We start from the raw sequence: 24,916 nt of genomic DNA, 5'->3' as shown, positions 1-24,916 counted from the left end.
CGTCACGCGGTGCCTCCCGCTCGGCGGCGGGCGGCCTCCGCGAAGAGGACGCCGCGCTGTCCGTAGTCCGTGAACTGGTCCATCGAGGCGGCGGCGGGGGCCAGCAGCACGACGTCCCCCGCATGGGCGAGGGAGGCGGCGGCGTCGACCGTGCGCTGCATGAACGTCCGGCGTCCGTCCTCGGTGTCAGTGTCGCCCGGTGCCATGCGCACGACGGGGACGTCGGCGGCGTGTCGGCCGAGCGCCTCCGTGAACGGCGTCTCGTCCTGGCCGATCAGCACGACGCCGCGCAGGCGGGAGGCGGCGTCCGCGACCAGGGCGTCGACGTCCGCGCCCTTGGTCAGCCCGCCCGCGATCCACACGATGTGCTCGGCCGAGCGCAGGGAGGCGGCCGCGGCGTCGGGGTTGGTGGCCTTGGAGTCGTCGACGTAGGCGACGCGCTCGGCCTCGGCGACCACCTCGGCCCGGTGGTGTCCCGGGCGGAAGGCGCGCAGGCCCTCGCGCACCGCGGCGGGGTCGATGCCGTGGGCGCGCGCGAGGGCCGCGGCGGCGAGGGCGTCGAGCACGAGGTGCGGGGGCGCGCCGTGGGGGCCCAGGTGGGCGAGGTCGTCGAGGTGGGCGAGCTCGAGGGCGCTCGTGCGCCGCTCCTCGAGGAAGGCGCGGTCGACGAGCACGCCGTCGACGAGCCCGAGCTCGGAGACGGCCGGGGACCCCAGCGTGAGGCCGATCGCGCGAGCGCCCTCGACCACGTCGGCGTCCTCGACGAGACCGAGGACGCGCTCGTCGTGGACCGGGTAGACGCACGCGACCTCGCAGCCGGTGTAGATACGCCCCTTGTCTCGCGCGTAGGCCTCGAGGGAGCCGTGCCAGTCGAGGTGGTCCTCGGAGATGCCCAGGACCACGGCGGCCTCGCACGCGGGGTGCTCGGTGCGGTGCAGCTGGAAGCTCGAGAGCTCGACGGCCAGGACGTCGTAGCCCCCCGGGTCGAGCGCGGCCTCGATGACCGGCAGCCCGACGTTGCCGCACGCGACGGCGCGCAGGCCGGCGGCGAGCAGGATCGACTCGAGCATCGTGACGACGGTGGTCTTGCCGTTGGTCCCGGTCACGCCGAGCCACGCGGGGCCGTCGACGGGCTGCATGCGGCGCGCGAGCTCGACCTCGCTCCACACGGGGATGCCGGCGTCCTCCGCCTCGACGAGCAGGCTCTGGTCCGGGCGCCAGCCCGGCGAGGTGACCACGAGGTCGACGCGCTCGCCCGCGGGCAGCGCGAGCGTGTGCTCGCGGCCGAGGCGGACGTCGACGCCGAGGACCTCGAGGATCTGCGCCTTCTCGCGGTTCTCGTCGGTGTCGGCGGAGTCGACGACGAGCACGCGGGCGCCGCGCTGCATGGTCTGGTCGGCCACCGCGTAGCCGGAGACGCCGAAGCCCGTGACGAGGATGGTCAGGCCCGCGACGTCGAGGCCCGGCCAGGGCCGCTCGAGCACGCCCGGGAGGCCAGCGGTCATGAGACGAGCCTCGGCAGGGCGTCGACGTAGAAGATGCCGAGCCCGGCGAGGGCGAGGATGCCCGCGACGATCCAGAACCGCACCACGATCGTGACCTCGTTCCAGCCCTTGAGCTCGAAGTGGTGCTGGAGCGGCGCCATCCTGAACACGCGTTTGCCGGTCATCTTGAAGCTCGCGACCTGGATGATGACCGAGAGGGAGATGATGACGAACAGGCCGCCGATGATCGCGCCGAGGAGCTCGGTGCGCGAGACGATCGTGATGCCGGCGAGCGCGCCGCCGAGGCCCAGCGAGCCGGTGTCGCCCATGAAGATCTTGGCGGGCGAGGTGTTCCACCACAGGAAGCCGATGCACGCGCCGACGATCGCGGAGCACACGACGGCCACGTCGAGCGGGGCCGGCGCGGTGTAGCAGTTGGCCAGCTCGAAGCCCTCGGGGCAGGACTGGCGCGCCTGCCAGAAACAGATCAGCACGTAGGTGCCCGCGAACAGGATGGTCGCGCCGGTCGCGAGCCCGTCGAGCCCGTCGGTCAGGTTGACACCGTTGGACCACGCCGCGACGAGGAAGTTCACCCAGATCGCGAACAGGATGATGCCGACGATCGTGCCGAGCAGGGCGGGGCCCTGCCAGTGGGAGAAGGAGAGGTCGGCCCACGGCAGGTCGCGCACGAAGGAGATGCGGGTCGAGGCCGGGGAGCTGCCCTCGCCGTCGGGGAGCACGAGGGCCAGGACCGCGAACACGGTCGCCACGAGGCCCTGCCCGATGAGCTTGTCCCGGGCCCGCAGGCCCAGGCTGCGCTGCTTGGAGATCTTGAGGAAGTCGTCGAGGAAGCCGACGAGGCCGAGCCCCGCCATGAGGAACAGCACGAGCAGGCCCGACGTCGAGGGGGCGCGCCAGCCGATCAGGGAGGGTCCCGAGAAGTCGAGGTGTCCCAGCAGGTAGCCGATGATCGTCGCGAGGATGATCGCGACGCCGCCCATGGTCGGGGTGCCGCGCTTGGTCGAGTGGCTGGTGGGGCCGTCGTCGCGGATGAACTGCCCGTAGCGGCGGGCGACGAGCAGACGGATGTACAGAGGGGTCCCCAGGATCGAGAGGACCAGGGCGCTAGCGCCCGCGATGATGATCGCGATCATGCGTGGGCCTCTCCGGAGGTGAGCTCGACGATGCGGGGGGCGAGATCGCGGACCCCGGCGTCGCGGGACGACTTCAGCAGGACGACGTCGCCGGGGCGCATCGTCGTTTCTAGCACAGCGAGGGCCTCGTCGATCGTCGCGACGAAGGTGGACTCGCCGCCGAAGCTGCCCTCGAGGCAGGCGCCGTTGTGGATGGCGCGTGCTCCGTCGCCCACGACGATGAGCCGGCCGACGTTCAGACGCACGGCGAGCCGCCCGACCGCGTCGTGCAGGGCGACCGACTCCTCCCCCAGCTCGAGCATCTCGCCGAGCACGGCGATCGTGCGGCGTCCCCGGCCCAGGTGGGCGAGGGTGCGCAGCGCGAGGCGCATCGAGTCGGGGTTGGCGTTGTAGGCGTCGTTGATGAGGGTCACGTGGCCGGGCAGCTCGGTGACCTCCATGCGCTGGCCCGAGACGACGCGCGCGTCCGCGAGGACGGCGGCGATCGTGTCGAGCTCCACGCCCACGAGCAGCGCGGCGGTCGCGGCGGCGATCGCGTTCATGGCCTGGTGCTCGCCGAGCAGGCCGAGCGTGATCTCGCGCGTGCCCCCCTCGATCCGGGTGCCGTCCAGGGCGAGGAGCCCCTCGGGCACGGTCAGGGCGAAGGCGGGGTGGGCGTCGTCGTCGAGACGGATCTCGTCGGCGCGCACGTCGCCGTGGCCGATGCCCCAGGTCACGACGGGGGCGGAGGTGCGGGAGGCCATCGCGGCCACGCGGGGGTCGCCGGCGTTGAGCACGGCGCGACCCTGCGCCGTGAGGGCCTCGACGATCTCGCCCTTGGCCTGGGCGATCGCCTCGACGGAGCCGAACTCGCCGAGGTGCGCGGAGCCGACGTTGAGCACGAGGGAGACGTCAGGGCGCGCGATCGCGGTCAGATGGGCGATGTGGCCGATGCCGCGCGCGCCCATCTCGAGCACGAGGAAGCGGGTGTGCTCGTCGAGCGCGAGGACCGTGAGCGGCAGGCCGAGCTCGTTGTTGTGGCTGCCGCGGGGGGCGATCGTCGCCCCGGCGGTCGCGAGCAGCGCGCCGAGCAGGTCCTTGGTCCCGGTCTTGCCCGCCGAGCCCGTCACGGCGACGACGACGAGGTCCTCGCGGCGCGTGCGGGCCTGCTCGAGCTGGGCGTGGGCGAGGGCGGACAGCGCCTGCTCGACGTCGTCGACGAGGATCGCGGGCACGCCGACGTCGCGCGAGACGAGCGCGATCGCGGCACCGGCGTCACGGGCCGTCGCCGCGTAGTCGTGCCCGTCGACGCGCTCGCCCGCGAAGGCGGCGAAGAGGTCGCCCGGCAGAACGGCGCGCGAGTCGATCCGGGCCTGCCCGGTCACCTGCTCGTCGCCGGTGGCCCCGGAGACGAGACGCCCCGAGGTGATGTCGGCGATCTCGCCGGCGGTCGTGGTCAGCATGCGTGTCCTTCCTGGGCGGCGCGGGCGAGGGCCGTGCGCAGATGCTCGCGATCGTCGAAGGGGAGGATGCTCCCGCCGACGTCCTGCCCCGTCTCGGCGCCCTTGCCGGCCACGAGGATGGTGTCACCGGGCCCGGCGAGGCGCACGGCCCGGGCGATCGCCTCGCCGCGGTCGGCGACCTCGTGGACCTCGGCGGGGCTGTCGGCCGGGATGCCGCCGAGCACGGCGCGGCGGATGCTCGCGGGGTCCTCGGAGCGGGGGTTGTCGTCCGTGACGACGACGGCGTCGGCCAGGCGTGCGGCCGCGGCGCCCATGAGCGGGCGCTTCGCGCGGTCGCGGTCACCGCCCGCCCCCATCACGACGAGCAGCCGGCGGGTGCCGGGCAGGGCGCGCAGGGTCGTGAGCGCCTGCACGAGCGAGTCCTCGGTGTGCGAATAGTCGACGACGCCCCGCACGGGGGTCTCGGCGACCTGCTCCATGCGGCCCGGCACGACGGCCGAGCGGGTGATCGACGCGGCCGTGCTCTCGACGGGCAGGCCCAGGGCGTCGAGCAGGAGCGCGACGGCGATCGTGTTGGCGACGTAGTGGCGGCCGGGCAGCGGGCTCACGAGCTCGTGGCGGGCGCCGTCGCGGCCGACGGCGGCGAAGGCGGTCCCGAGGCCGCCGCTCGCGGCCCCGACCCGCAGGTCCTCGGCGCGCACGTCCGCCTCGACGCCCGGCAGGGTCGCGTAGGTGACGGTCGGCAGGGGGGTCTGCGCGGCGAGGCGGCGCCCCCACGCGTCGTCGACGCAGATCACCGCGGCGCGCGCGTGCGCGGGCGTGAACAGCGAGGCCTTCGCGGCGAAGTAGTGCTCCATGTCGCCGTGGAAGTCGAGATGGTCCTGGCTGAGGTTCGTGAAGCACACGACGTCGAACAGGATCTCGTCGGCACGGTGCAGGACCATGGCGTGGCTCGAGACCTCCATGGCGCAGAACGCGACCTCGGCCTCGGCCATGCGGGCGAGGATGCCGTGGGTCTCGGGGGCCTCGGGGGTCGTGCGGACCGTGCGGATGCGGTGCTCGCGGCCCGCGGCGTCGCGGTAGGCGGTGCCGGCGGTGCCGATCACGCCGCTGGAGTAGCCGAGCTCCTGGAGGGTCTCGTGCACCATCGTGGTGATCGAGGTCTTGCCGTTGGTGCCGGTCACGCCGATCGTGACGGGCCGGCGACGGTCGGTCGCGTAGACAGTCGCGCTCGCCCGGGCGGTGTCGCGGCGCGGATCCTCCGACACCAGGACGGTCAGCCCTGCCTCTCGGCACGGGGCCTCTCCGGCGGCGTCGGTCAGAGCCGCCGCGGCGCCGCGCGAGGCCGCCTGGGCCGCGAAGTCGGCGCCGTGGGCGTGAGCGCCCGGCAGGGCGCACCAGAGGTCCCCCGCGACGACGCTGCGCGAGTCGAGGGTGACGCCCTCGAGCACGACGTCGCCGTCGCCGTCGAGGCGCGCCCCGAGGGTCTGTGCGAGCGCGAGGGCGGCGACGGGCACGCTCGCGCGGGGGCGCGGCGGCTCCGCGGCGGGCGCGGTCGTCGTGTCGGCCTGGGCCTGGGGTGCGGTCATGGGCCTCACCACTCGTCGGTCAGCGTGACGCCCTCGCGCCCCGTCGGGGCGATGCCCTGGTTCTGCAGGGTGTACTGCATGAAGCGCGACCACGTCGGCGCGGCGGCCGTGTTGCCGGAGATGAAGGACTTGAGGCCGTAGACGAACACGCCGACGACGATATCGGGATCGTCCGCCGGGGCGAAGCCGATGAACGAGGCGGTGTAGGTGCCGCCGCCGGACTCGGCGGTGCCGGTCTTGCCGGCCACCGCGTAGTTCGGGATGTCGGCGTTCTGCGTGCCGTCGTCCGGCGCGTCGTTGTCCATCAGCTGCACCATGGTCGCGGCGGTCTCGGAGCTGACCACCCGGTTCTGCTGGCGCGGCTCGACCGCCTCGACCGTGCCGTCGTCCTGACGGGTGCCCTTGACGATCGTCGGCTGGACGTGCACGCCGTCGTTGGCGAAGGTGCCGATGGCTGAGACCATCTGCAGGGCGTTGACCGAGTAGCCCTGCCCGAAGGCCGTCGTGTAGCGGGTGCGACCCGTCCAGTCGTCGGCGCTGTGCAGGATGCCGGCGGACTCTCCCGGCAGCTCGACGCCGGTCTTCTGCCCGAGCCCGAAGCTGCGCAGGTAGTCGTAGCGCTGCTGCGGGGTGAGGGTCTCGGCGATCTGGACGGTGCCCACGTTCGAGCTGTTCTTGAGCACGCCCGCGAGGGTGAGCTTCTGCGTCTCGTGCTCGTGGGAGTCCTTGATCCGGTTGCCCTGGAACTCCTTCTGCCACGGCACGGTGTACTGGCTCTCGGGCGTGACCTTGCCCTGGTCGATCGCGGCCGCGACGGTGAGCAGCTTGCCCGTCGAGCCGGGCTCGAACACGTTGGAGATCGACTGGTTGCCGAGGTACTTGCCGTCGGCCTCGGCGATGTTGTTGGGGTCGAACGTCGGGTAGTCGGCGAGCGCGAGCACCTCGCCCGTGTGGGCGTTGAGAGCCACGATGCTGCCGCCGTCGGCGCCGAACTCCTGCACGGTCGCGGCGATCTCCTGCTGGGCGCGGTACTGCAGGTCGCGGTCGATCGTGAGCATGATGCTCTCGCCGTCGACGGCGTCGACGGTCTCCTGGGTGCCGGTGGGGATGGCCTGGCCGCCCGCGCCCCGCTCGTAGCGGGTGTAGCCGGGGGTGCCGCTCAGCAGCTTGTCCTCGGCGATCTCGGTGCCGCCGAGGGCCTTGCCGTCGGCGCTCACGAAGCCGATCACGTTGCCGGCCACCTGCCCGGCGGGGTAGATGCGGTCGGCGACCCGGTCGGCGCCGATGCCCGGGATCTTCTTGGCGAGCACGGCGTCGCGCACGCTCGGGTCGACGCCCTTGAGCAGGTAGACGAAGCCGCGCTTGCCGGTGAGCTTGGCCTCGGTGTCCTCGACGCTCCAGCCCAGGGTCGGGGCGAGCGCCTTGGCCGCGGCGGCCACACCCTTCTCCGTCGCGTCCTTGTCCTTCTCGAGGTACTGGGAGACCTGCTGCTGGTTGACCCACAGGTCATAGCGCTCGACGGAGGTGGCCAGCACGGTGCCGTCGCGGTCGAGGATGTCGCCGCGCAGGGCCGGGATGTCACGCTCGACCGTGCGCTCGTCGACGGCCTCCTGCGCGAGGGCGCTCGAGTTGAGGCCCTGGACCCACACGAGGCGGCCGGCGAGGGCGGTGATCACGATGAGGATGGCCACCACGAGCAGGCGGTGACGGACGGTGGGCTTGCCGACGCGCGCGGGGGGGATGCTCGGCATCATCGGTCAGTTCCCTTCGTTGCCCATGCCGTAGTAGGTGTCGACCTCGTCGTAGATGTGGGCGACGGGCACGGGCGCGGACTCCGCGGTCGCCGTGCCGGTCGCCGCCTGCGGCTCGCCGATGACCTTCCCCGTCGACAGGTCGATGTAGGCGGGATCGGCGGCGGGCACCATGCCCAGCTCCGTCGCCTTCTTCTCGAGCTCCTGGGGCGTACCGAGCCGCTCGTTCTCCTCGCGCAGGGACTGCTGCTGCTCGGTGAGGGTCTGGGACTGCGCCCGCAGGTGCGTGATCCGGTAGCTCGTCTCCGACATGGAGATGTTGAGCATGAGCACGGCGAGCAGGGTCCCGGCGATGATGAGCGAGCACAGGATCGTGAACGGGACCGAGCTCGCGCGGGGGGACGGTCGCGTGACGACCGTCAGACGCGGTCGGGACGCGACCGCGGCGCGGTCGGTCGACGCGCCGGATCGGACGCGCTCGGGAACGGTCGCACGGGCGGCGGAGGCATGGCGGGCCATGATCTGCGAGGTCCTCCTCAGGATCCGGGTCGGACCCGCTCGAGCGCCCGCAGACGGACGGACGCGGAGCGGGGGTTGGTGCTCTGCTCCCCCGGGTCGGCGCGCAGGGCGCCGCGGACCAGGGGACGGAAGGTGGGGCGGTGCTCCTCGAGCTCGACGGGGAGCCCCGCGGGGGCGCTCGACCGCGTGCGGCGGCCGAAGGCGGTCTTGACCAGGCGGTCCTCGCCCGAGTGGTAGGACTCGACGACGATCCGGCCGCCCATGGCGACGGCGTCGAGCGCGCCCTCGAGCGCGCCGGCGAGGATCTCGAGCTCGGCGTTGACGGCGATGCGCAGCGCCTGGAACGTGCGCTTGGCGGGGTGGCCGCCGCTCGCCTTGGACGCGGCGGGGATCGCGGCCTCGAGCAGCGCGACGAGCTGCCCGCTGCGGGTGAGCGGCTCGGTCCGACGGGCCTCGACGATGCGACGGGCGATGCGGCGGGCGAAGCGCTCGTCGCCGTAGTCGTGCAGGATGCGGGCGAGCTCGGTCTCGTCGGCCTCGGCGAGCAGGTCGGCCGCGGTCGTGCCCTCGTCGGTGTCCATGCGCATGTCCAGCGGCGCGTCCCCGGCGTAGGAGAAGCCGCGATCGGCCGTGTCGATCTGGAAGCTCGAGAGACCCAGGTCCATCATCACCGCGTCGGCGCCGGCGAGGCCGCGGGCCTCGAGCACGTCGGGGATCTCGTCGTAGGTCGCGTGCACGAGGTCGATGCGGTCGCCGTGGCCGGCGCGCACGAGACGCTCGCGGGCGAGCTCGAGGGCCTGGGCGTCGCGGTCGATCCCGATCAGGCGCGCCTCGGGGGCGGCGTCGAGCACGGCGACGGCGTGGCCGGCCATGCCGAGGGTGCCGTCGACGTAGACCGCGCCCGGGCGGGCGAGGGCGGGGGTGAGCAGCTCGACGCAGGTGTGCAGGAGCACGGGGACGTGCCGGCCCTCGGCGGGGGTCGCCTGGTCCGTGGTCTCCATGTCACCTCCGCGAGCATCGTGCGTCTGGACGGCCCATCGGCTGGGCCTCGGCCGTCCACCGGGATTCCTCGTCGCTCCCGACCCGCCACCGGGGAAGTTGCGTCGGGGCGGGAGCGACGAGAGGTCTCGGCGTACGGACGTGGGGTCAGAACATCCCGGGGACCACTTCTTCCGCGGTCCCCGCGAAGCTCTCTTCGTTGTCGGCCAGATAGGTCTCCCACGCCGGGGTGGACCAGATCTCGAGCCAGTCGCCGGCGCCGATCACCGTCGAGTCCCGATCCAGGTTCGCGTAGGTGCGCAGATGGCTCGGAACGGTGATGCGGCCCTGCTTGTCCGGGACCACGTCCTCCGCGCCCGAGAGCAGGACGCGCAGGTAGTCGCGGGTCCGCTTGTCGGTCGCCGGGGCGGTGCGCAGCCTCTGGTGCAGCTCCTCGAACGCACGGAGCGGGTACACCGAGATGCAGTGCTCCTGCCCACGGGTCATGACGAGGCCCGAGGCCAGCTGATCCCTGAACTTCGCCGGGAAGATCAGACGCCCCTTGTCGTCGAGACGAGGCGTGAAGGTTCCGAGGAACATCCCAGCTCCCTTCCCGATCGAGTCCGGAGGCCCGTTCCTCCCCAGCGCGCTCCACTTTACCCCACAGTCCTCCACCGATCGCTACCCCTGGCCCCCGGGAGGCATCCTTCGACGCTATCTCCACAGGTCAGAGCCGTGGAGTGATGTGGGGCAAAATCTTCGGCCACCGAGACGCGGCGCGTCGGAGGCCGCGAAGGGGGTGGCCGGACCGGCCCGGATCCGCGGGGAGGGACCCGTCCGCAGAAGGAGGGGCAGGCGTCATACGCCCTGGCATCGATGCAGGTCAGGAGACCATTGCCGGGTGATCGTGGCCGTCGGATCGGAGCGGGCGCTGCCCCGGCGCGGACGCTGTGGCGGCCAGGGTGGGGCGTGGTGGGGCGGACGGTCGGGGCCTGGGTGGGGCGTCGTGGGGAGGGGTGTGGAGGTCCGGGTGGAGGGAGGTGGGGAGGAATGTGGGGGACGCGTGAAGGACGTGGCGCACCGCGGCCGCGGCGGCCCTGCCGGGCTGGGACAGACGAAGACCCCGGACCGCTGCGGGTCCGAGGTCTGCGAGGGAGGCGAGGAGCGGGGAGGCGGTTCAGCCCTTCTGGTCGGAGTCGCCGCGGCGCTCCCAGCGCTCCTCCATGCGTCGCATGAAGGGGGAGGCCCCGGGAGCGGTCGTCGCTCCCGGACCGGCCGCGCCCGCCTCGGGACTCGAGGTGGCGCGAGTCATGGGCGCGGTCGCGGCCCACACGCCGCCGGCGACCATCACCAGGAAGGCGACGACGCCGAGCCAGATGGCGGGCAGGGAGACGGACAGGACGAGGAGGCCGAGGCCGACGACGATCCCGATGACCCCCAGCAGGATCCGGCGCCGGTCACGCCGCGGACGCGCGGCGTGGTCGAACGTGCGCGCGAGACGCGGGTCCTCGGCGAAGAGCTGGCGCTCCATCTCGTCGAGCATCTGCTGTTCATGGTCTGAAAGCGGCATCGTTGCGCCTCCTCGGTCCAGGGCTGGTCGAGCCCTTCGGTGCGTCGGCCAGAGCAACGGCTCCCCGGCGATGCCACCAGGATAGTTCGCCTCCCTGGGCGTGGGAACCTCTCGTGACCGTCAGGTCCGCGGCGCGCGCGGGGCCGCATCGGGGGTGTCGTCGACGCCGGGCGCCTCCGCCCCCGGTGCGGCCACGCCGGGACCCCGTCCGGGGGCCGACGGGAGGGTCGAGCCGCGGGCGAGCGTCGCTCCCCCGAAGCGTTCTCGGGCCCGGTCCATGGCCGCCTCGAGGTCCTGCCAGCTCGAGGTCCGGCCGTGCAGCTCGGCATGGGCGCCCTGCTCCGCGACGGGCCTGAGATGCTCGGCGCGCACGCCCGCGAGCCGCACGCGCGGCATCTGCGGCGCCGCGCGCTCCCACAGCGCGATGACGTGCTCACGCAGGCGCTCGCCGCTCGCGGTGGGCTGGGTGAAGGTCGCCGACCGCGTGATCGTCGCGCCGTCGGGCGAGCGCAGCTTGAGCACGACCCCGCGCGCCGTGAAGCCGTGCGAGCGGAGCGAGAACGCGACCTCGTCGGCCATGCGGGTCAGGCGCCGCCGCACCTCCTGGGGATCGGTGAGGTCCTCCTCGTAGGTGCGCTCGGTGCCGATGGACTTGTCGCGCTCGCGATGCAGCAGCCCGGTGCGGTCCTCCCCGCGCGCGATCCGGATCACCTCGCCGGCCTGGGGGCCGATCGCGCGGCGCAGGGTGGTCGGGGGGATGTCGACGATCTGGCCGATGCGCCGCACGCCGAGCTTCTCGAGGGACGCGGCCGCGGCGGGGCCGACCCCCGAGATGGCGCCGACCGGGAGGGGCGCGAGGAACGCGGCGGTGCGCTCGGGCTCGACGACGAGCAGGCCGTCCGGCTTGGCGCGGGCCGAGGCGATCTTGGCGACCGCGCGCGAGCACGCGACGCCCACGCTGCACGGCAGGTCGAGCTCGGCACGGATGCGCTCGCGCAGCAGACGGGCGATCGCGGGCGGCGACCCGAACTGCCGCCGGGCGCCGCGCACGTCGAGGAAGGCCTCGTCGACGCTGATCTGCTCGACGTCCGCGCACACGGACCGCAGGATCGCCATCACCTGCCGCGAGATCTCGCGGTAGCGCTCGATGCGGGGCGCGACGATCACGAGGTCGCGGCACAGGCGGCGCGCGGTGACCATCGGCATCGCCGAGTGGATCCCGTAGGCCCGGGCCGGATAGCTCGCCGCCGCGACGACGGAGCGCTGCCCCGTGCCCCCGACGACGACCGGGAGGCCCCGCAGCGACGGCTCGTCGCGGATCTCGACCGAGGCGAAGAAGGAGTCCATGTCGAGGTGGAGGATCGTGCTCTCCTCGGCCGGCATGTCCTCCCCCCCTCCTCGTCCGGTGCCGCGCGGCCACGACGTGGTCGGCCCGTCCATGCTAGGCGCCGTGCCTCACCGGGCGGGCACCGCCCCTGCCCCGGGGAGCAGCGCCATCGTGATCTCGGCCCGGACCCCCGCGATGCGCTCGGCGGTGGTGCGGCAGTGGAGGTCCAGGAGGTCGAGGTCGGGCATCGCCGCCGCGTCCGCGTCGAGCCGCCGGCGCTCGGCGACCATGGGCTCGACCTCCTGGGCCCAGCGTCGGTGCACGCCGCCACAGCGGGAGAGGGCCACCCACGCGTTGAGCGGCAGCTTGCGGCGCCGGTGACGGTTGGCCTGGTCGATCACGACGCCGGCGGCGCGCAGGGCCGCCCGGTGCACGAGCTCGAACGCGGCGCGCGGGTCCGTGTCGCGCTCCCGCCGCGCCTGGGCCAGCAGCCCCTCGGCCCGTTCGAGCTCGGCGAGGGCGCGGTCGAGGCGGGCGAGGTCGGCGCGGGTCGCGCGAGGGGCCGACGCGGCGCCTGCCGCGCGCGGCGCCGTCGCGCGGGTCGAGGCCGTCGCCGTGCGCCGTGCCGTCGTGCGCGAGGTTCCGATCATCGGCGTGTCCATGAGTCCTCTCCCGTCCCGGGCGCCGTCCGCGTCCGTGCTCCGCACGCTAGGGCCACCCCCTGACATTCGGGCGGCGCGGTGGGCGCGGGACGCGTGGGGAGGGCCGGCGCCTACAGTGGGCGCCATGGCACGGAACCGGCGACGCGCGGACGGGGGACCCGTCTTCGCGCATCTCGGACCCGTCGGCGTCCCGATCCCCATCCCGACCGGCACCGCCCGTCTGCTCCTCGAGACCGACGGCGGCGTGCTCGTCGAGGTCAACGGGGTGCCGAGCTCCTACCAGCATCCGGATCCCCGCCACCTGGTGTTCGAGTACATGCGTTGGATGCGCACGGCGATCGAGGCCACGCTCGAGGCGCGCCCGGCGGCCGACGGCTCCCGCGTCCTCGAGGTCGCGCATCTGGGCGGAGGCGGCTGCTCGCTCCCCCGCGCGGTCGCCGCGGACCATCCGGCGGCCCGGCAGGTCGTGATCGAGCTCGACACCGCCCTGGCCGAGCACGCGCGCGTCTGGTTCGACCTGCCGCGCTCCCCTGCTCTGCGGATCCGGGCCGACGATGCCGCCCGCGCGCTCGAGCAGTGGCGGGACGCGCGCTTCGACGTGCTCGTGCGCGACGTCTTCGCCCCCGACCGGACACCGCGCCCGCTGCGCTCGGACCGGGCCGCCGCCCACGCCGCGCGGGTGCTGCGGCCCTCGGGGATCTATCTGGTCAACAGCGCCGGCGAGCCGTCGCCGCGCACCTCGCTCGCCGACGAGGTGGTGACCCTGCGGGGCGCCTTCGCCCACGTCGGCCTCATCGCCGAGCCCGGCGTGCTCGCGGGCCGCCGTCGCGGCAACAGCGTGCTCGTGGCCTCGCAGGCGCCGCTCGCGGCGGGGATCGACCGGGCGCTGCGGTCGGACCCGGTGAGCGTGCGCCTCGTGCCGCGGCCCGAGCTCGACCGCCTCGCCGCCGCGGGCCGCGTCATCCGCGAGGACTGACCGCCGCCGGACACGGCGGTCCTCCTGCGCGACGCGGCTCTCGTGTTGCGCGACGGCGCCGGGAACACGCAACGGTCCTGCGCGATGGCGCCGGGAACGCGGAACGGGCGGGAGAGGACCGAAGTCCTCTCCCGCCCGTCATCCGAAGCTGGGGTCGCTCGCCGCTCAGGCGGGGCGGACGTTCTCCGCCTGCGGGCCCTTGTCGCCCTGCGTGACGTCGAACTCGACGCGCTGGCCCTCGTCGAGGGAGCGGTAGCCGTCCATGTCGATCTTCGAGTGGTGGACGAAGACGTCGGCGCCGCCGCCGTCGATCTCGATGAAGCCGTAGCCCTTCTCAGCGTTGAACCACTTGACAGCACCCTGTGCCATTTCCAAACCATCTTTCATTCGGTGTCGTCGACCGCGTCGCGGTCGCGGAGCCGCTCGTGACGCCGCTCGCCGGGGGCGAACGGTTCGTGCACCAGGTGCCGCGGGTCCGCTCCCCGAGGGGAGGTCGGTACCGAAAGGCGTACTGCTGGACGTACTCATCACTGCAACGGGGACCATCATTGCATGCCGACGGGCGCGAGCACACCCCTCTGACCGCTCGGGTGGGAAGAACTCACGGTGAACGGTCGTGGACGCGGGCCCGGCGACCGCTCCGACGGTTCCCCGACCCCGCCCACGGAGGCGCGGGAGCTCTCAGGCTCCGCGGGGCCCCTCGTCGCCGTCGTCGTCGTGGCGCGCGAGGAAGCGCTCGAAATGGTCGCCGATCTCGTCGGCCGTGGGCATGTCCATCGTCGCGGGGATGCCGGCGGCCTCGTCGTGGCTCATCGCGTCGTAGCTCTCCTCGAGCGCGGCGACGATGCCCTGCACCTCGGCGTTCTCGACGAGGGTCTCGCCCAGGGCCGCGCTCGCGGCGTCGGTGAGGTCGCCGAGCTCGACGAGCGGCAGCTCGAGACCGGCCGCGGTGCTGACGCGGCGCAGCAGGGCGAGCGCCCCGGCGGGGAAGTCCGAGCGCGTCAGGTAGTGCGGGATCTGCGCGACATAGCCCATCGCGGGATGATCGGCGCGACCGAGCTCACGCTCGAGCAGCGCGCCGAAGGAGGCCGGCACGACCATCTCGGTGTGGCCGTCGCCGAAGGCGTCGACGCCGCCGAGCAGGCTCTCGTCGTTGGCGTGCGCGATGAGCGAGATCGGTCGCGTGTGGGGCACCGCCATCGGGATGGCGTTCATGCTCACGACGCGATCGACGTCGAAGAACTCGACGAGGTCGATGAGGGCCTCGGCGAAGCGCCGCCACTGCAGGTCCGGCTCGGGGCCGTCGAGGAACAGGAAGGGGCGGTCGGCCTCGTCGTACATGAGGTGCAGCGTGACCTCGGGGATGTCGACCGAGGTGAACGAGCGACCGTCGAACACGGCTTGCGGGCGCGAGCCGCGGTAGTCGAGCAGCTCGTCGGCGTCGAACGTCACCAGGCGCACGTGGCGCAGCGAGTCGCGCAGGTAGGTCGCGGCGATCCGGCAGGCGTTGCCCGCGTCGACGATGCCGGGAAGGGCGTGGACGAGCGTGAGGCGCCCGCGGGGCACGGCGGCGACGACGTCGGCGGACTCGAAGGTGTAGAGCTCTCGCGGGTCGCGCACGGTCCGCCTCCTTCCCCTGGCTGGCATGGAGTGCCGGGCGGACTCCCCTCCGCCGTGAGCGGACGGTTTTCCGGCTCGGCGGGAGCATCCACCATAATGGATGACCGCGTGAAGCCGTCACGCCGTCAGGAACGCCGTCCGCTCGACGTCGCTCCGGAGCCCTGGGGGATCGGGAGGCCGCTGTGGAACCCTCCGCAGAGCAGATCGCGCGCGAGCAGGCGTACGCCGATCGGCTGTACGCCCGGCTGGACGAGCTCGTGGCGCAGGTCTCCCGGAACCTCGACGACACCCAGCAGTCCCAGCACGCGGCCACCCACCAGAACCGCTCGGAGCGCGACGCCTTCGTCGCCCTGTACGAGGACCGCCTGGCACTCCTGCGGGCCGCGTCCCAGAACGTCGTGTTCGGTCGCCTCGACACCGACGACGAGGCGCGCCACTACATCGGGCGCATCGGCCTGTTCACCCCGCAGCGCGAGCAGCTCCTGGTGGACTGGCGCGCACCTGCCGCCGCCGCCTTCTACCAGGCCACGAGCGTCGACCGCCAGGGGGTGCGCCTGCGCCGACATCTCATCACGCGCAGCCGGAAGGTGGTCGGGCTCGAGGACGACGTGCTGGACTCCGCGGTCCTCGCGGACGAGGGCGCCGCCGACGAGCTCGCCCTGCAGGGCGAGGGCGCCCTGCTCGCGGCGGTCTCCTCCCAGCGCACGGGACGCATGGGCGACATCGTCGCGACCATCCAGGCCGAGCAGGACCGCATCATCCGCTCCGCCTCGCGCGGGGTGCTCGTGGTCCAGGGCGGACCGGGGACCGGCAAGACCGCCGTCGCCCTGCACCGCGCCGCCTACCTGCTGTACACGCACCGTCGCCGTCTCGAGCACGCGGGCGTCCTCATCGTCGCCCCCACGCGGGGCTTCCTGCACTACATCGAGCGGGTGCTGCCGAGCCTCGGCGAGTCCGGCGTCGTCATGCTCACCCCGGGCGAGCTCGTCCCCGGCGTCGAGACGACCCTGCACGACGCCGACGAGGTCGCCGAGGTCAAGGGCGATCTCGCGATGGCCGAGCTGCTCTCGCGCGCCGTCAAGCAGCGCCAGCTCATCCCGTCCTCCGACGTCGCCGTCGTGATCGACGGCGTGCGCGTGGTCCTGACCCGGGACGACGTGCGCGGGGCGCGGCGCGAGGCCCGCGCGACCCACCGCCCCCACAACGACGCGCGCACCGTGTTCGTCCGGGCCGCCCTGGACCGGCTCGTGGTGCGCTACGAGACGGCCCTGCAGGCGCGGGGCCACACGATCGTGCCCGAGGACCGCCCCGGCCACCTCGCCGACCTCCGGGAGAGCCCTGAGGTGCGCCGGGCCCTCAACCTCGCGTGGATGCCGTACACCCCCGAGTCGTTCCTGCGGATCCTGCTGGCCCACCCCGAGCGCCTGCGCGCGGCGGCGCCGGCTTCCCTGGGCCCCGCCGCCCTGGCCCGTCTGGTGCGCCCCAAGACGGCTCCGTGGACGGTCGAGGACGTGCCCCTGCTCGACGAGGTCGCTGAGCTGCTCGGCGGCGACGGCGAGCTCCAGCGCACCGACGCCGCCCGCGAGGCCGCCCAGCGCGCCGGCGACGTCGCGTACGCGCGCGAGGTGCTCGAGAACATCGACACCTCGGGCATCGTGCGGGCCGAGGACCTCGCCGAGCAGGTGGGGCGCGTGCGCGACGGCCGCACCCTGGCCGAGCGCGCGAGCGAGGAGCGCACGTGGACCTACGGCCACGTCGTGGTCGACGAGGCGCAGGAGAACTCCGGGATGATGTGGCGCGCGCTCATGCGGCGCTGCCCGACCAAGTCCTTCACGATCGTCGGCGACGTCGCCCAGACCTCCGCCGCGGCCGGCTTCGCGTCCTGGAGCGCGGCGCTCGGGCCCTTCGTGGGCGATCGCCTCGACGTCGAGGAGCTGACGGTCAACTACCGCACGCCCCGCCGGATCATGGACGTCGCGGTGACGACGGCCGAGGCGCTCGAGCTGCCCGTCGCCCCCGTCTCCTCCGTCCGCGACGGCGAGCACCCCGTGCGCGCCCAGGAGGTCCCCGCCGAGAGCCTCGGCGCGGCGGTCGCGCGCACCTGCCTCGATCAGCTCGCGAGCGGCTCCGGGCGCATCGCCGTGATCACGACCGAGGAGTCGGTCGACGCTCTCGCCCGCATCCTGCGGTCGGGCACGGGCCTGCCGCGCGTGGGCACGGGCAGCGCGGGCATCGACGACGTCGTCGCCGTCATGACCGCGCAGGACGCCAAGGGGCTCGAGTTCGACGCGGTCGTGCTGGTCGAGCCGGCCGCGGTCCTGGCCGCGCACTCCCGGGGAGCGGGCGACCTGTACGTCGCGATGACCCGCTCGACGCAGCGCCTGGACCTGGTCCACACGGAGCCTCTGCCCGCCGCGGTGCTCGAGGGTCTCGCGGGCGCCTCCGCCTGAGGCCGCCGGCTGTCGCGAGCACGCAGCCGGGACGAGCCGGGCGGGCGCGGTCGGCCCGGATGGAGAAGGACCGGCGGCCGCGGCTTCCCCTCCGCGACCACCGGTCCATCGTGCGCGATGCGCACGCGACACATCATAAGGGTATCGGCGCCATGCTTCGCACCCCGTCCGGAGGGATGCCTACGGCGCCGCGGGAGCGGGCGTCTCCGCGCCCTCGGCGCGCAGCCGTGCGATCGCGCTCTCGAAGTCCTCGAGGGACTCGAAGCCCTGGTACACGCTCGCGAAGCGGAGGTAGGCGACGAGGTCGAGGTCCTGCAGGGGCTGGAGGATCGCGAGGCCCACGTCGTGGGCGTCGATCTCGGCCTGGCCGCTCTGGCGGATCGCCTCCTCGACCTCCTGGGCGAGGAGGGCCAGCTCGTCGTCGGAGACGGGGCGCCCCTGGCAGGCCTTGCGGACGCCCGCGATCACCTTGGCGCGGCTGAACGGCTCGCTCACCCCGGAGCGCTTGACGACGGCGAGCGAGGCCGTCTCGACCGTGGAGAAGCGCCTCGAGCAGTTCGGGCACTGCCGACGCCTGCGGATCGAGGCGCCGTCGTCGGCGGTCCGGGAGTCGACGACTCGCGAATCGGGGTGGCGGCAGAAGGGGCAGTGCACCTGCGCAGTTTATCGTGCACGGCGCCCGCGGCGCCCGGTGCGATCACGGTGTTCGCCGCGGGCACCGCGCGACGATCCGGGCGGGCCGATGCCGTCAGCGGGCGGCGCCCTCGACGACGGGCAGGTCGAGCTGGGTCCCGGCGGTCACGCGCGAGGTGGGGAGGTCGTTGGCCTGCTGGATCTGGAGCACGTAGTCGCGGGGGTCCATGCCCTCCGGCGCGTAGGTGCGTGCATAGCCCCACAGCGTGTCCCCGGGCTGGACGGTCACGGACACGTACTGGGGCCCGCCCACCCAGTCGGCGAGGGCCGAGGGCGCTCCCGAGAAGATCATCGCGGTCGCGGCGAGCACGAGCAGGACGGCGAGCACGAGCAGCGTGCGCAGGGCGCGCCCCCGACGGGTGAGCTCCAGTCGAACGCTCTTTCGAGCGATCGCGGGGCGACGGCGCGGACGGGGCTGCGCGAGGGCCGGGACGGCGGCGATGGTAGTCATGTCTCCGAACTCCTGTTCGATCGAATACGTGTACGACTGTAGGGGCGACGGGTGCGACACGCAAGACACGATCGAACACCTGTTTGGTTTCGGTGCCCTCGGCCCCTACTGTGGTCAGCGAGATCACTCCACCAGAGGGGTCTGACATTCGAGCTCCGCGGCCGCGGCACGAGGCCGGGCCCGGGCGAGGCGCCCGGCGCCCGCCGGCGCGACGGCGGCGGGGCCCGGGAGACGACGAAAGGCCCGCAGATGACGCCGACCACGCCGAGCGATCCCGCCCTCACGGACGGCGGGGCGCCGTCGAGCGAGCTGTCCGCGCGCCAGCGCACGATCCTCGAGACCATCGCGGCGGCCATCGCCTCGCGCGGCTACCCGCCGACGATGCGCGAGATCGGGGACGCCGTCGGCCTCACCTCGCCGTCCTCGGTGTCCCATCAGCTGCAGGCGCTCGAGCGCAAGGGCTTCCTGCGCCGCGACCCCAAGCGTCCGCGGGCGATGGAGATCGTCATGCCGGACGACGCCGGGGATCCGGGCGAGCCCGTGGCCGAGGCGCTGCCCTCCTCCCCCTCTGTCGCCGTGCCGCTCGTCGGCCGGATCGCCGCGGGGGTGCCGATCACGGCGCAGGAGCAGGTCGAGGACGTGTTCACCCTGCCCGAGCAGCTCGTGGGCAGCGGCGACCTGTTCCTGCTGGCCGTCGTCGGGGACTCGATGGTCGACGCCGCCATCTGCGACGGCGACTGGGTCGTCGTGCGCTCGCAGAACGTCGCCGAGAAGGGCGAGATCGTCGCGGCCATGATCGACGGCGAGGCGACCGTCAAGACCTTCGTCCAGCGCGACGGGCACATCTGGCTCATGCCCCACAACCCCTCGTTCGCCCCCATCCTCGGGGACGACGCCGAGATCCTCGGCAAGGTCGTCGCGGTCCTGCGCACCGTCTGAGGACGGCGCCGCCTCACACGCGGGCGAGCCTCCCGAGCGCGCCGAGCGCGACCTCGGGGTCCTGAGTGCGCCACAGCGGCGGCATCGCGCTCACCAGGAACGAGCCGTAGTGCGCCGTCGCGAGCCGGGGGTCGAGCACCGCCACCATGCCGCGGTCCTCGGCCGAGCGGATCAGGCGGCCGGCGCCCTGCGCCAGCAGCAGCGCCGCGTGCTGCGCGGAGATGGCCATGAAGCCGTTGCCGCCGCGGGCGCCGATGCGCTCCTGGCGCGCGGCCGTGAGGGGGTCGTCGGGCCGCGGGAACGGGATCCGGTCGATCGTCACGAGGCGGCACGCGCGACCCTGCACGTCGACGCCCTGCCACAGCGAGAGGGTGCCGAACAGGCTCGTCGTCTCGTCCTCGCGGAAGCGCCGCACGAGGTTGGTGATCGAGTCCTCCCCCTGCAGTCCGATGGGCAGGGCGCTGCGGGCGCGCACGTGCTCGGCCGCGAGCTGGGCCCCGCGCCGCGAGGAGAACAGGCACAGCGCTCCCCCGCGCGAGGCCTCCACGAGCTCGGTCAGGTGATCGAGCATCGAGAGCGACGGGCCCTCGCGGCCCGGCGGCGGCAGGTGCCGCGCGATGTAGAGGATGCCCTGGCGTGCGTACTCGAAGGGGCTGCCGACGTCGAGGCCGCTCCATGCCGAGGAGCCGCCGCCGCGCGGGCTGGACTCGACCTCCTGCCGGTCGGCGGCCCGCAGACCGATGCTGCCGGCGGGCGGCTCGAAGCGGCCGCCGAGGGCCAGGGTCGCAGACGTCAGCACGACCGTGCGGTCCTCGAGCACGGCGCCGCGCATCGCCCCGGCCACGCTGAGCGGGGCCACCTGGATGCTGCTGCGCCCCGTGAGCTCGGAATGGGAGACCGAGACGACGTCGTCCTCGTCGGGCGCCACGAGGCGCTCGCACACGTCGAGGATCTCCTGCAGGTTGGCGCGCACGGCCTTGCGGGCGCCGGCCGCGGTCGCGCTCCCCTGCTCCCCCGCGTCCTTGGCGTCGGAGTGGGCGGTGCGGGCCTCCGTGCGCAGCAGCACGAGCGCGTCGAGCATGCCCGGCGGCAGGTCGCCGATGACGCGCCCGTCGGGCATCTGGGCGAGGGCGTCGCGCAGGCTCTCCCCCGCGTCGTCGAGGGCGGTCGCGGCCATGCCGAGCCCGCGCAGCTCGCGCACGGCCCCGCGCACCATGGGGGCGGTGAGCGTCTCGGTCACGGCGCTCGTCACGCGGGACACGAGGTCGTGGGCCTCGTCGACGACGAGCACGTCGTGCTCGGGCAGGATGCCGTGGCCGTCGAACGCGTCGATCGCCATCAGGGCGTGGTTGGTCACGACGAGGTCGACGTCGCGTGCGATCGCGCGGTTGCGCTCGGCGAAGCAGGCCTCGACCATCGGGCACGAGCTGCCCAGGCACTGCGCGCCCGTGACCGAGACCTGCCGCCAGGCGCGGTCGGAGACCGGGGCGGCGAGGTCGTCGCGGTCCCCCGTGTCGGTGGTCTCGGCCCACTCCCGCAGACGGCGCACCTGTTCGCCCAGGCGCTCGGAGCCCTCGCGCTCGCCGCCGGCGGCCGCTTCGGAGAACAGGGCCTGGGGGTCGAGGTCGTCCGGGTAGCCGCCGTCGACCTTGTGCAGGCACACGTAGTTGCTGCGGCCCTTGAGCAGCGAGTAGGTGGGGGTGCGCGGCAGCTCGGGGGCGAGGGCCTCGACGAGCCGCGGCAGGTCCTTGCGCACGATCTGCGACTGCAGCGCGATCGTCGCCGTGGAGACGACGACCGTGCGACGGGACTCGACCGCGTGGCGCAGGGCCGGCACCAGGTAGGCCAGGGACTTGCCGGTGCCGGTGCCCGCCTGGACGAGCAGGTGCCGGTGCCCGCGCATCGCGGTGTCGACGGCCTCGGCCATCGCCGCCTGCCCGGGGCGCGCGTCCCCGCCCACGGCGCGGACCGCGGCGTCCATCAGGACGGACAGCGCGGGGGCGTCGAGGGTCGGTCCGGGGGCGGCGTCAGGCACCGATCCAGGCTAGTGCCCGGCCCCGACGATCGGGGTCAGGCGCGGTGGGGCCGGGGTGTGACGAGCGGCTCGCGCCCGCTCACGCCGCGGCGGTGAGCTCGGCGGCGAGCGCCGCGTCGACCCGGGCGTGCAGATGCGTGCCCTGCTCGACGTGCTCCTCGCTCAGGATCTCGCCCGTCTCGTGGACGCGCGAGACGAGGTCCCCGCGCGTGTACGGGACGACCAGGTCCACCTCGACGGCGGGTCGCGGGAGGTGCTCGGCGATCAGCTCGCGCAGCTCCTCGACGCCCTCGCCCGTGCGTGCCGAGACGACGGCCGACAGCTCGACCTGGCTGCGGATCCGGGCGATCGTCTCGGGCTCGGCGATGTCGGCCTTGTTGAGCACGATGATCTCGGGCACGTCGAAGCCCTCGATGTCGCCGAGCACGGAGCGGACCGCGCGGATCTGCCCCTCGGGGTCGGGGTGGGAGGCGTCGACGACGTGCAGCAGCAGATCGGCGTCGCCGACCTCCTCGAGGGTCGAGCGGAAGGCCTCGACGAGCTCGGTGGGCAGGTGCCGCACGAAGCCGACCGTGTCGGCGAAGGTGAACTCGCGGCCGTCGGGCGTCACCGCCCGCCGCACGGTCGGGTCGAGCGTCGCGAACAGCGCGTTCTCGACGAGCACCCCGGCGCCGGTGAGCCGGTTCAGGAGCGAGGACTTGCCGGCGTTGGTGTACCCGGCGATCGCGACGGCGGGCACGTCGCGGCGCTTGCGGTCGGCGCGCTTGGCCTGGCGCGACGGCGCCATGTCGCGGATCTCGCGGCGCAGCTTGGACATGCGGGTGCGGATGCGGCGGCGGTCGAGCTCGATCTTCGTCTCGCCGGGGCCGCGCGAGCCGATGCCCGCGCCGCCCGCGACGCGGCCGCCGGCCTGCCGCGACATCGACTCGCCCCAGCCGCGCAGGCGCGGCAGCAGGTACTCGAGCTGGGCGAGCTCGACCTGCGCCTTGCCCTCGCGGGACTGGGCGTGCTGGGCGAAGATGTCGAGGATGAGCGCGGTGCGGTCGATGACCTTGACCTTGACGACGTCCTCGAGCGCACGACGCTGGCTGGGGGCCAGCTCGCCGTCGGCCACGACCGTGTCGGCGCCCGTCTCGGCGACGATCTCGGCGAGCTCGGCGGCCTTGCCCTTGCCCAGGAAGGTCGCGGGATCGGGATGGTTGCGCCGCTGCATGATGCCGTCGAGCACCTCGGAGCCGGCGGTCTCGGCGAGCGCCGCGAGCTCGCGCAGGCTGTTCTCGGCGTCCGCGACGTCGCCGCTCGTGTAGATCCCGGCGAGCACGACGCGCTCGAGGCGCAGGGAGCGGTACTCGACCTCGGTGACGTCCTCGATGTCGGTGCGGATGCCGGCGACGCGGCGCAGGGCGTGGCGGTCGGCGAGGTCGAGCTGCTCCCCGTCGGTGTCCGAGGAGTACGTGGTCGCGGAGATCGAGGCGTCGCCGCGGGCGAGGATCCGGGCGGTCAGCTCGTCCCGTCCGCGCTCGTCCCCGTCCCGTGCGGTGCCCCCGGCGACGTCGGTGTCGGGTTCGGGGTCCGGATGGAAGGTGATGGGCACGATGAGGGGGTCTCTTCCTGTCGGGGTGGCTGGGCGTCCAGCATCCCACGGCCTCGCGCGCGCGGCGAGGGCTTTTCGCCGTGGGCACAGGCGGCAGGGCCGCCGCCTGTGCCCACGGCGGACGTCGCGCCCGCCCCGTATCCTCGTGGCCGTGACCGAGCACTACTTCTCCGAGACCTCCGCGACCGATGCGGCGCGCCGCCCGCTGCGGGTGCGCCTGGCAGGCGCCGAGCGCGACCTCGTGTCCTCGGCCGCGGTCTTCAGCGGCGGCGGTCTCGACAAGGCCACGGCGGTGCTGCTCGACCGGCTCGACGTGCTGCCCGCCGTGCCCGCACGCGCGACCGTCGTCGACGTCGGCTGCGGCTGGGGGCCGATCGCGCTGAGCGCGGCCCTGCTGCACCCGGACGCGACGGTGTGGGCGGTCGACGTCTCGCAGCGGGCCCGGGAGCTGACGCGCGAGAACGCGACCCGGCTCGGGCTCGAGGATCGCCTGCACGTGGTCGCCCCCGACGAGGTGCCCGCGGATCTCGTGCCCGACGTGATCTGGTCCAACCCGCCGATCCGGATCGGCAAGGACGCGCTGCGGGCGCTGCTGCTGGAGTGGACGGGCCGCCTCGCGCCGTCGGGCTGGGCCGGGCTCGTGGTGGGCCGCAACCTGGGGGCCGATCCGCTCGCCGCGTGGCTCGACGCCCGCCTGCCGCGTCGCTCGGTCACCAAGGCCGCGAGCGCCAAGGGGTTCCGGGTGCTCGAGGTCTCCCCCGAGCGCTGAGGGCGCCGGGCACGCCGGCGCCGGGCACGCCGGTCAGACGAGCAGGGCGCCCTCGGCGACGAGCTCGGCGGGACCGGCGAGGGTCACCTCGCCCTCCGCGGTCCAGCCGACGGTGAGCATGCCGCCGGGCAGGTCGACCCGCCACGGGGCGCGTGAGCCGTCCCCGGCGTGCAGCGCCGCGGCGACGGCCACGGCGCACGCGCCCGTGCCGCAGGCGAGCGTCTCCCCCGAGCCGCGCTCGTGGACGCGCATCGCGACATGGCGCTCCCCGCGCGGCACCACGAGCTCGACGTTGGCCCCGTGCGGGGCGGGCGGGTCGAGCGGCGGCGCGACCGTGAGGTCGAGGTCCTCGAGCCGCAGGTCCTCGGGCAGCATCGCGACCGCGTGGGGGTTGCCCATGTCGACGTCGAGAGCCTCGAGGTCCCGGCCGGCGACGCGCACGGTGCGCCGGGTGCCGGGCACCGTGGAGCGCCCCATGCCCGTGCGGATCTGCCATCGCGAGTCGTGCGCGGGGCGCTCGAGGATCTCGATGCGCCGCTCGCCGGCGCGGGTCCAGATCGAGAACGCATCGCCGTGCACGAGGCCCTCGCGGTCGAGGCACGCCGCGAAGACGCGCGTCCCGTTGCCGCACATCTCGGCGATCGAGCCGTCGGCGTTGCGATAGTCCATGAACCACTCGGGCGCCGCGGCGGGCGCGTCGACGCCGGCGGCGGCCGTGCGCACCACGCGGATCACGCCGTCGGCGCCGAGGCCCGCGGTGCGCTCGGCCAGGCGCGCGGCGCGCTCGGCCGTGAGCGCGGTCCGGCCGTCGGGGTCCAGCAGCAGCACGAAGTCGTTGCGGGCGCCGTGCCCCTTGACGAAGCGGAGCGGGACGGTGGTCATGCAGGCGAGCCTAGCGGGCGGCACGGGACGG

The 24,916-nt window shown here is 73.9% G+C and carries 22 protein-coding genes; 4 read left to right on the top strand and 18 right to left on the bottom strand.

What is annotated here, in order from left to right; translation table 11 throughout:
• Nucleotides 1–2 precede the first annotated feature (2 nt).
• The 11 genes from murD to BRM3_RS07805 form a co-directional block, all read right to left on the bottom strand.
• Nucleotides 3–1,505 carry a UDP-N-acetylmuramoyl-L-alanine--D-glutamate ligase gene (gene murD / locus BRM3_RS07855; RefSeq protein ID WP_263592780.1) on the bottom strand — a complete coding sequence of 501 codons (1,503 nt, stop codon included), beginning with the start codon at nucleotides 1,503–1,505 and terminating at the stop codon, nucleotides 3–5.
• Nucleotides 1,502–2,638 (bottom strand): phospho-N-acetylmuramoyl-pentapeptide-transferase, encoded by a 1,137-nt coding sequence (gene mraY, locus BRM3_RS07850; protein ID WP_263592779.1) that lies wholly within the window; start codon nucleotides 2,636–2,638, stop codon nucleotides 1,502–1,504. Before mraY ends, murD begins: the two co-directional genes overlap by 4 nt.
• Nucleotides 2,635–4,080 carry a UDP-N-acetylmuramoyl-tripeptide--D-alanyl-D-alanine ligase gene (locus BRM3_RS07845; protein WP_263592778.1) on the bottom strand — a complete coding sequence of 482 codons (1,446 nt, stop codon included), beginning with the start codon at nucleotides 4,078–4,080 and terminating at the stop codon, nucleotides 2,635–2,637. The genes mraY and BRM3_RS07845 overlap by 4 nt, the downstream gene beginning before the upstream one ends.
• Nucleotides 4,074–5,669, bottom strand: a complete 1,596-nt coding sequence (locus tag BRM3_RS07840) for a UDP-N-acetylmuramoyl-L-alanyl-D-glutamate--2,6-diaminopimelate ligase (RefSeq protein ID WP_263592777.1) — start codon at nucleotides 5,667–5,669, stop codon at nucleotides 4,074–4,076. The genes BRM3_RS07845 and BRM3_RS07840 overlap by 7 nt, the downstream gene beginning before the upstream one ends.
• Before the next feature lie 5 nt (nucleotides 5,670–5,674).
• Nucleotides 5,675–7,420 (bottom strand): peptidoglycan D,D-transpeptidase FtsI family protein, encoded by a 1,746-nt coding sequence (locus tag BRM3_RS07835; protein ID WP_263592776.1) that lies wholly within the window; start codon nucleotides 7,418–7,420, stop codon nucleotides 5,675–5,677.
• A 6-nt stretch (nucleotides 7,421–7,426) separates the two neighbouring features.
• The gene (locus tag BRM3_RS07830; RefSeq protein WP_263592775.1) at nucleotides 7,427–7,939 is read right to left on the bottom strand and encodes an FtsB/FtsL family cell division protein; all 513 of its coding nucleotides are present in this window, start codon (nucleotides 7,937–7,939) and stop codon (nucleotides 7,427–7,429) included.
• 17 nt (nucleotides 7,940–7,956) lie between these two features.
• Nucleotides 7,957–8,940, bottom strand: a complete 984-nt coding sequence (gene rsmH, locus BRM3_RS07825) for a 16S rRNA (cytosine(1402)-N(4))-methyltransferase RsmH (RefSeq protein WP_263592774.1) — start codon at nucleotides 8,938–8,940, stop codon at nucleotides 7,957–7,959.
• 145 nt (nucleotides 8,941–9,085) lie between these two features.
• Nucleotides 9,086–9,517, bottom strand: coding sequence for a division/cell wall cluster transcriptional repressor MraZ (gene mraZ, locus BRM3_RS07820; protein ID WP_263592773.1), 432 nt, complete (start codon nucleotides 9,515–9,517; stop codon nucleotides 9,086–9,088).
• A gap of 577 nt (nucleotides 9,518–10,094) precedes the next feature.
• Nucleotides 10,095–10,487 carry a DUF3040 domain-containing protein gene (locus BRM3_RS07815; protein WP_263592772.1) on the bottom strand — a complete coding sequence of 131 codons (393 nt, stop codon included), beginning with the start codon at nucleotides 10,485–10,487 and terminating at the stop codon, nucleotides 10,095–10,097.
• Between the two features lie 120 nt (nucleotides 10,488–10,607).
• Nucleotides 10,608–11,870 (bottom strand): DNA polymerase IV, encoded by a 1,263-nt coding sequence (gene dinB, locus BRM3_RS07810; protein ID WP_263592771.1) that lies wholly within the window; start codon nucleotides 11,868–11,870, stop codon nucleotides 10,608–10,610.
• A 72-nt stretch (nucleotides 11,871–11,942) separates the two neighbouring features.
• Complete coding sequence (locus BRM3_RS07805) at nucleotides 11,943–12,476, bottom strand: SAV_6107 family HEPN domain-containing protein (protein ID WP_263592770.1); 534 nt, start codon at nucleotides 12,474–12,476, stop codon at nucleotides 11,943–11,945.
• Nucleotides 12,477–12,600: 124 nt separating this feature from the next.
• Between BRM3_RS07805 and BRM3_RS07800 the strand changes: the two genes are divergently transcribed.
• Entirely contained in the window at nucleotides 12,601–13,452 is an 852-nt protein-coding gene (locus tag BRM3_RS07800; protein ID WP_263592769.1) for a spermidine synthase, read from the top strand.
• Nucleotides 13,453–13,617: 165 nt separating this feature from the next.
• Here the strand turns inward: BRM3_RS07800 and BRM3_RS07795 are convergent, their stop codons facing one another.
• Both BRM3_RS07795 and BRM3_RS07790 read right to left on the bottom strand, forming a co-directional pair.
• A complete protein-coding gene (locus BRM3_RS07795; protein ID WP_263592768.1) occupies nucleotides 13,618–13,821 on the bottom strand; it encodes a cold-shock protein in 204 nt (67 codons plus the stop codon).
• Nucleotides 13,822–14,133: 312 nt separating this feature from the next.
• Nucleotides 14,134–15,072 carry a proteasome assembly chaperone family protein gene (locus tag BRM3_RS07790; protein WP_263592767.1) on the bottom strand — a complete coding sequence of 313 codons (939 nt, stop codon included), beginning with the start codon at nucleotides 15,070–15,072 and terminating at the stop codon, nucleotides 14,134–14,136.
• A 182-nt stretch (nucleotides 15,073–15,254) separates the two neighbouring features.
• Between BRM3_RS07790 and BRM3_RS07785 the strand changes: the two genes are divergently transcribed.
• Nucleotides 15,255–17,522, top strand: coding sequence for a HelD family protein (locus BRM3_RS07785; RefSeq protein ID WP_263592766.1), 2,268 nt, complete (start codon nucleotides 15,255–15,257; stop codon nucleotides 17,520–17,522).
• A gap of 180 nt (nucleotides 17,523–17,702) precedes the next feature.
• Here the strand turns inward: BRM3_RS07785 and nrdR are convergent, their stop codons facing one another.
• Nucleotides 17,703–18,176 (bottom strand): transcriptional regulator NrdR, encoded by a 474-nt coding sequence (gene nrdR / locus BRM3_RS07780; protein WP_263592765.1) that lies wholly within the window; start codon nucleotides 18,174–18,176, stop codon nucleotides 17,703–17,705.
• Between the two features lie 94 nt (nucleotides 18,177–18,270).
• Complete coding sequence (locus BRM3_RS07775; RefSeq protein ID WP_263592764.1) at nucleotides 18,271–18,666, bottom strand: LysM peptidoglycan-binding domain-containing protein; 396 nt, start codon at nucleotides 18,664–18,666, stop codon at nucleotides 18,271–18,273.
• A gap of 249 nt (nucleotides 18,667–18,915) precedes the next feature.
• Here BRM3_RS07775 and lexA point away from each other — a divergent pair, with 249 nt between their 5' ends.
• Nucleotides 18,916–19,605: a transcriptional repressor LexA gene (gene lexA / locus BRM3_RS07770; protein WP_263592763.1), complete on the top strand. Its 690-nt coding sequence runs from the start codon at nucleotides 18,916–18,918 to the stop codon at nucleotides 19,603–19,605.
• Nucleotides 19,606–19,618: 13 nt separating this feature from the next.
• Here the strand turns inward: lexA and BRM3_RS07765 are convergent, their stop codons facing one another.
• Together BRM3_RS07765 and hflX are read right to left on the bottom strand one after the other, a co-directional pair.
• Nucleotides 19,619–21,586 carry an ATP-dependent DNA helicase gene (locus tag BRM3_RS07765; RefSeq protein WP_263595427.1) on the bottom strand — a complete coding sequence of 656 codons (1,968 nt, stop codon included), beginning with the start codon at nucleotides 21,584–21,586 and terminating at the stop codon, nucleotides 19,619–19,621.
• A 133-nt stretch (nucleotides 21,587–21,719) separates the two neighbouring features.
• Nucleotides 21,720–23,234 carry a GTPase HflX gene (gene hflX, locus BRM3_RS07760; protein WP_263592762.1) on the bottom strand — a complete coding sequence of 505 codons (1,515 nt, stop codon included), beginning with the start codon at nucleotides 23,232–23,234 and terminating at the stop codon, nucleotides 21,720–21,722.
• Nucleotides 23,235–23,385: 151 nt separating this feature from the next.
• Here hflX and BRM3_RS07755 point away from each other — a divergent pair, with 151 nt between their 5' ends.
• Nucleotides 23,386–24,003 carry a class I SAM-dependent methyltransferase gene (locus BRM3_RS07755; RefSeq protein WP_263592761.1) on the top strand — a complete coding sequence of 206 codons (618 nt, stop codon included), beginning with the start codon at nucleotides 23,386–23,388 and terminating at the stop codon, nucleotides 24,001–24,003.
• 33 nt (nucleotides 24,004–24,036) lie between these two features.
• Here BRM3_RS07755 and dapF read toward each other — a convergent pair whose 3' ends face one another.
• Nucleotides 24,037–24,885, bottom strand: coding sequence for a diaminopimelate epimerase (dapF, locus tag BRM3_RS07750; RefSeq protein WP_263592760.1), 849 nt, complete (start codon nucleotides 24,883–24,885; stop codon nucleotides 24,037–24,039).
• Nucleotides 24,886–24,916: the final 31 nt, after the last annotated feature.

It is taken from the genome of Brachybacterium huguangmaarense (assembly GCF_025725725.1).
In the GTDB taxonomy this organism is placed as follows: domain Bacteria; phylum Actinomycetota; class Actinomycetes; order Actinomycetales; family Dermabacteraceae; genus Brachybacterium; species Brachybacterium huguangmaarense.
The sequence above is the reverse complement of the archived record's forward strand: the minus strand, read 5'-3'. Positions and strand labels throughout refer to the sequence as shown.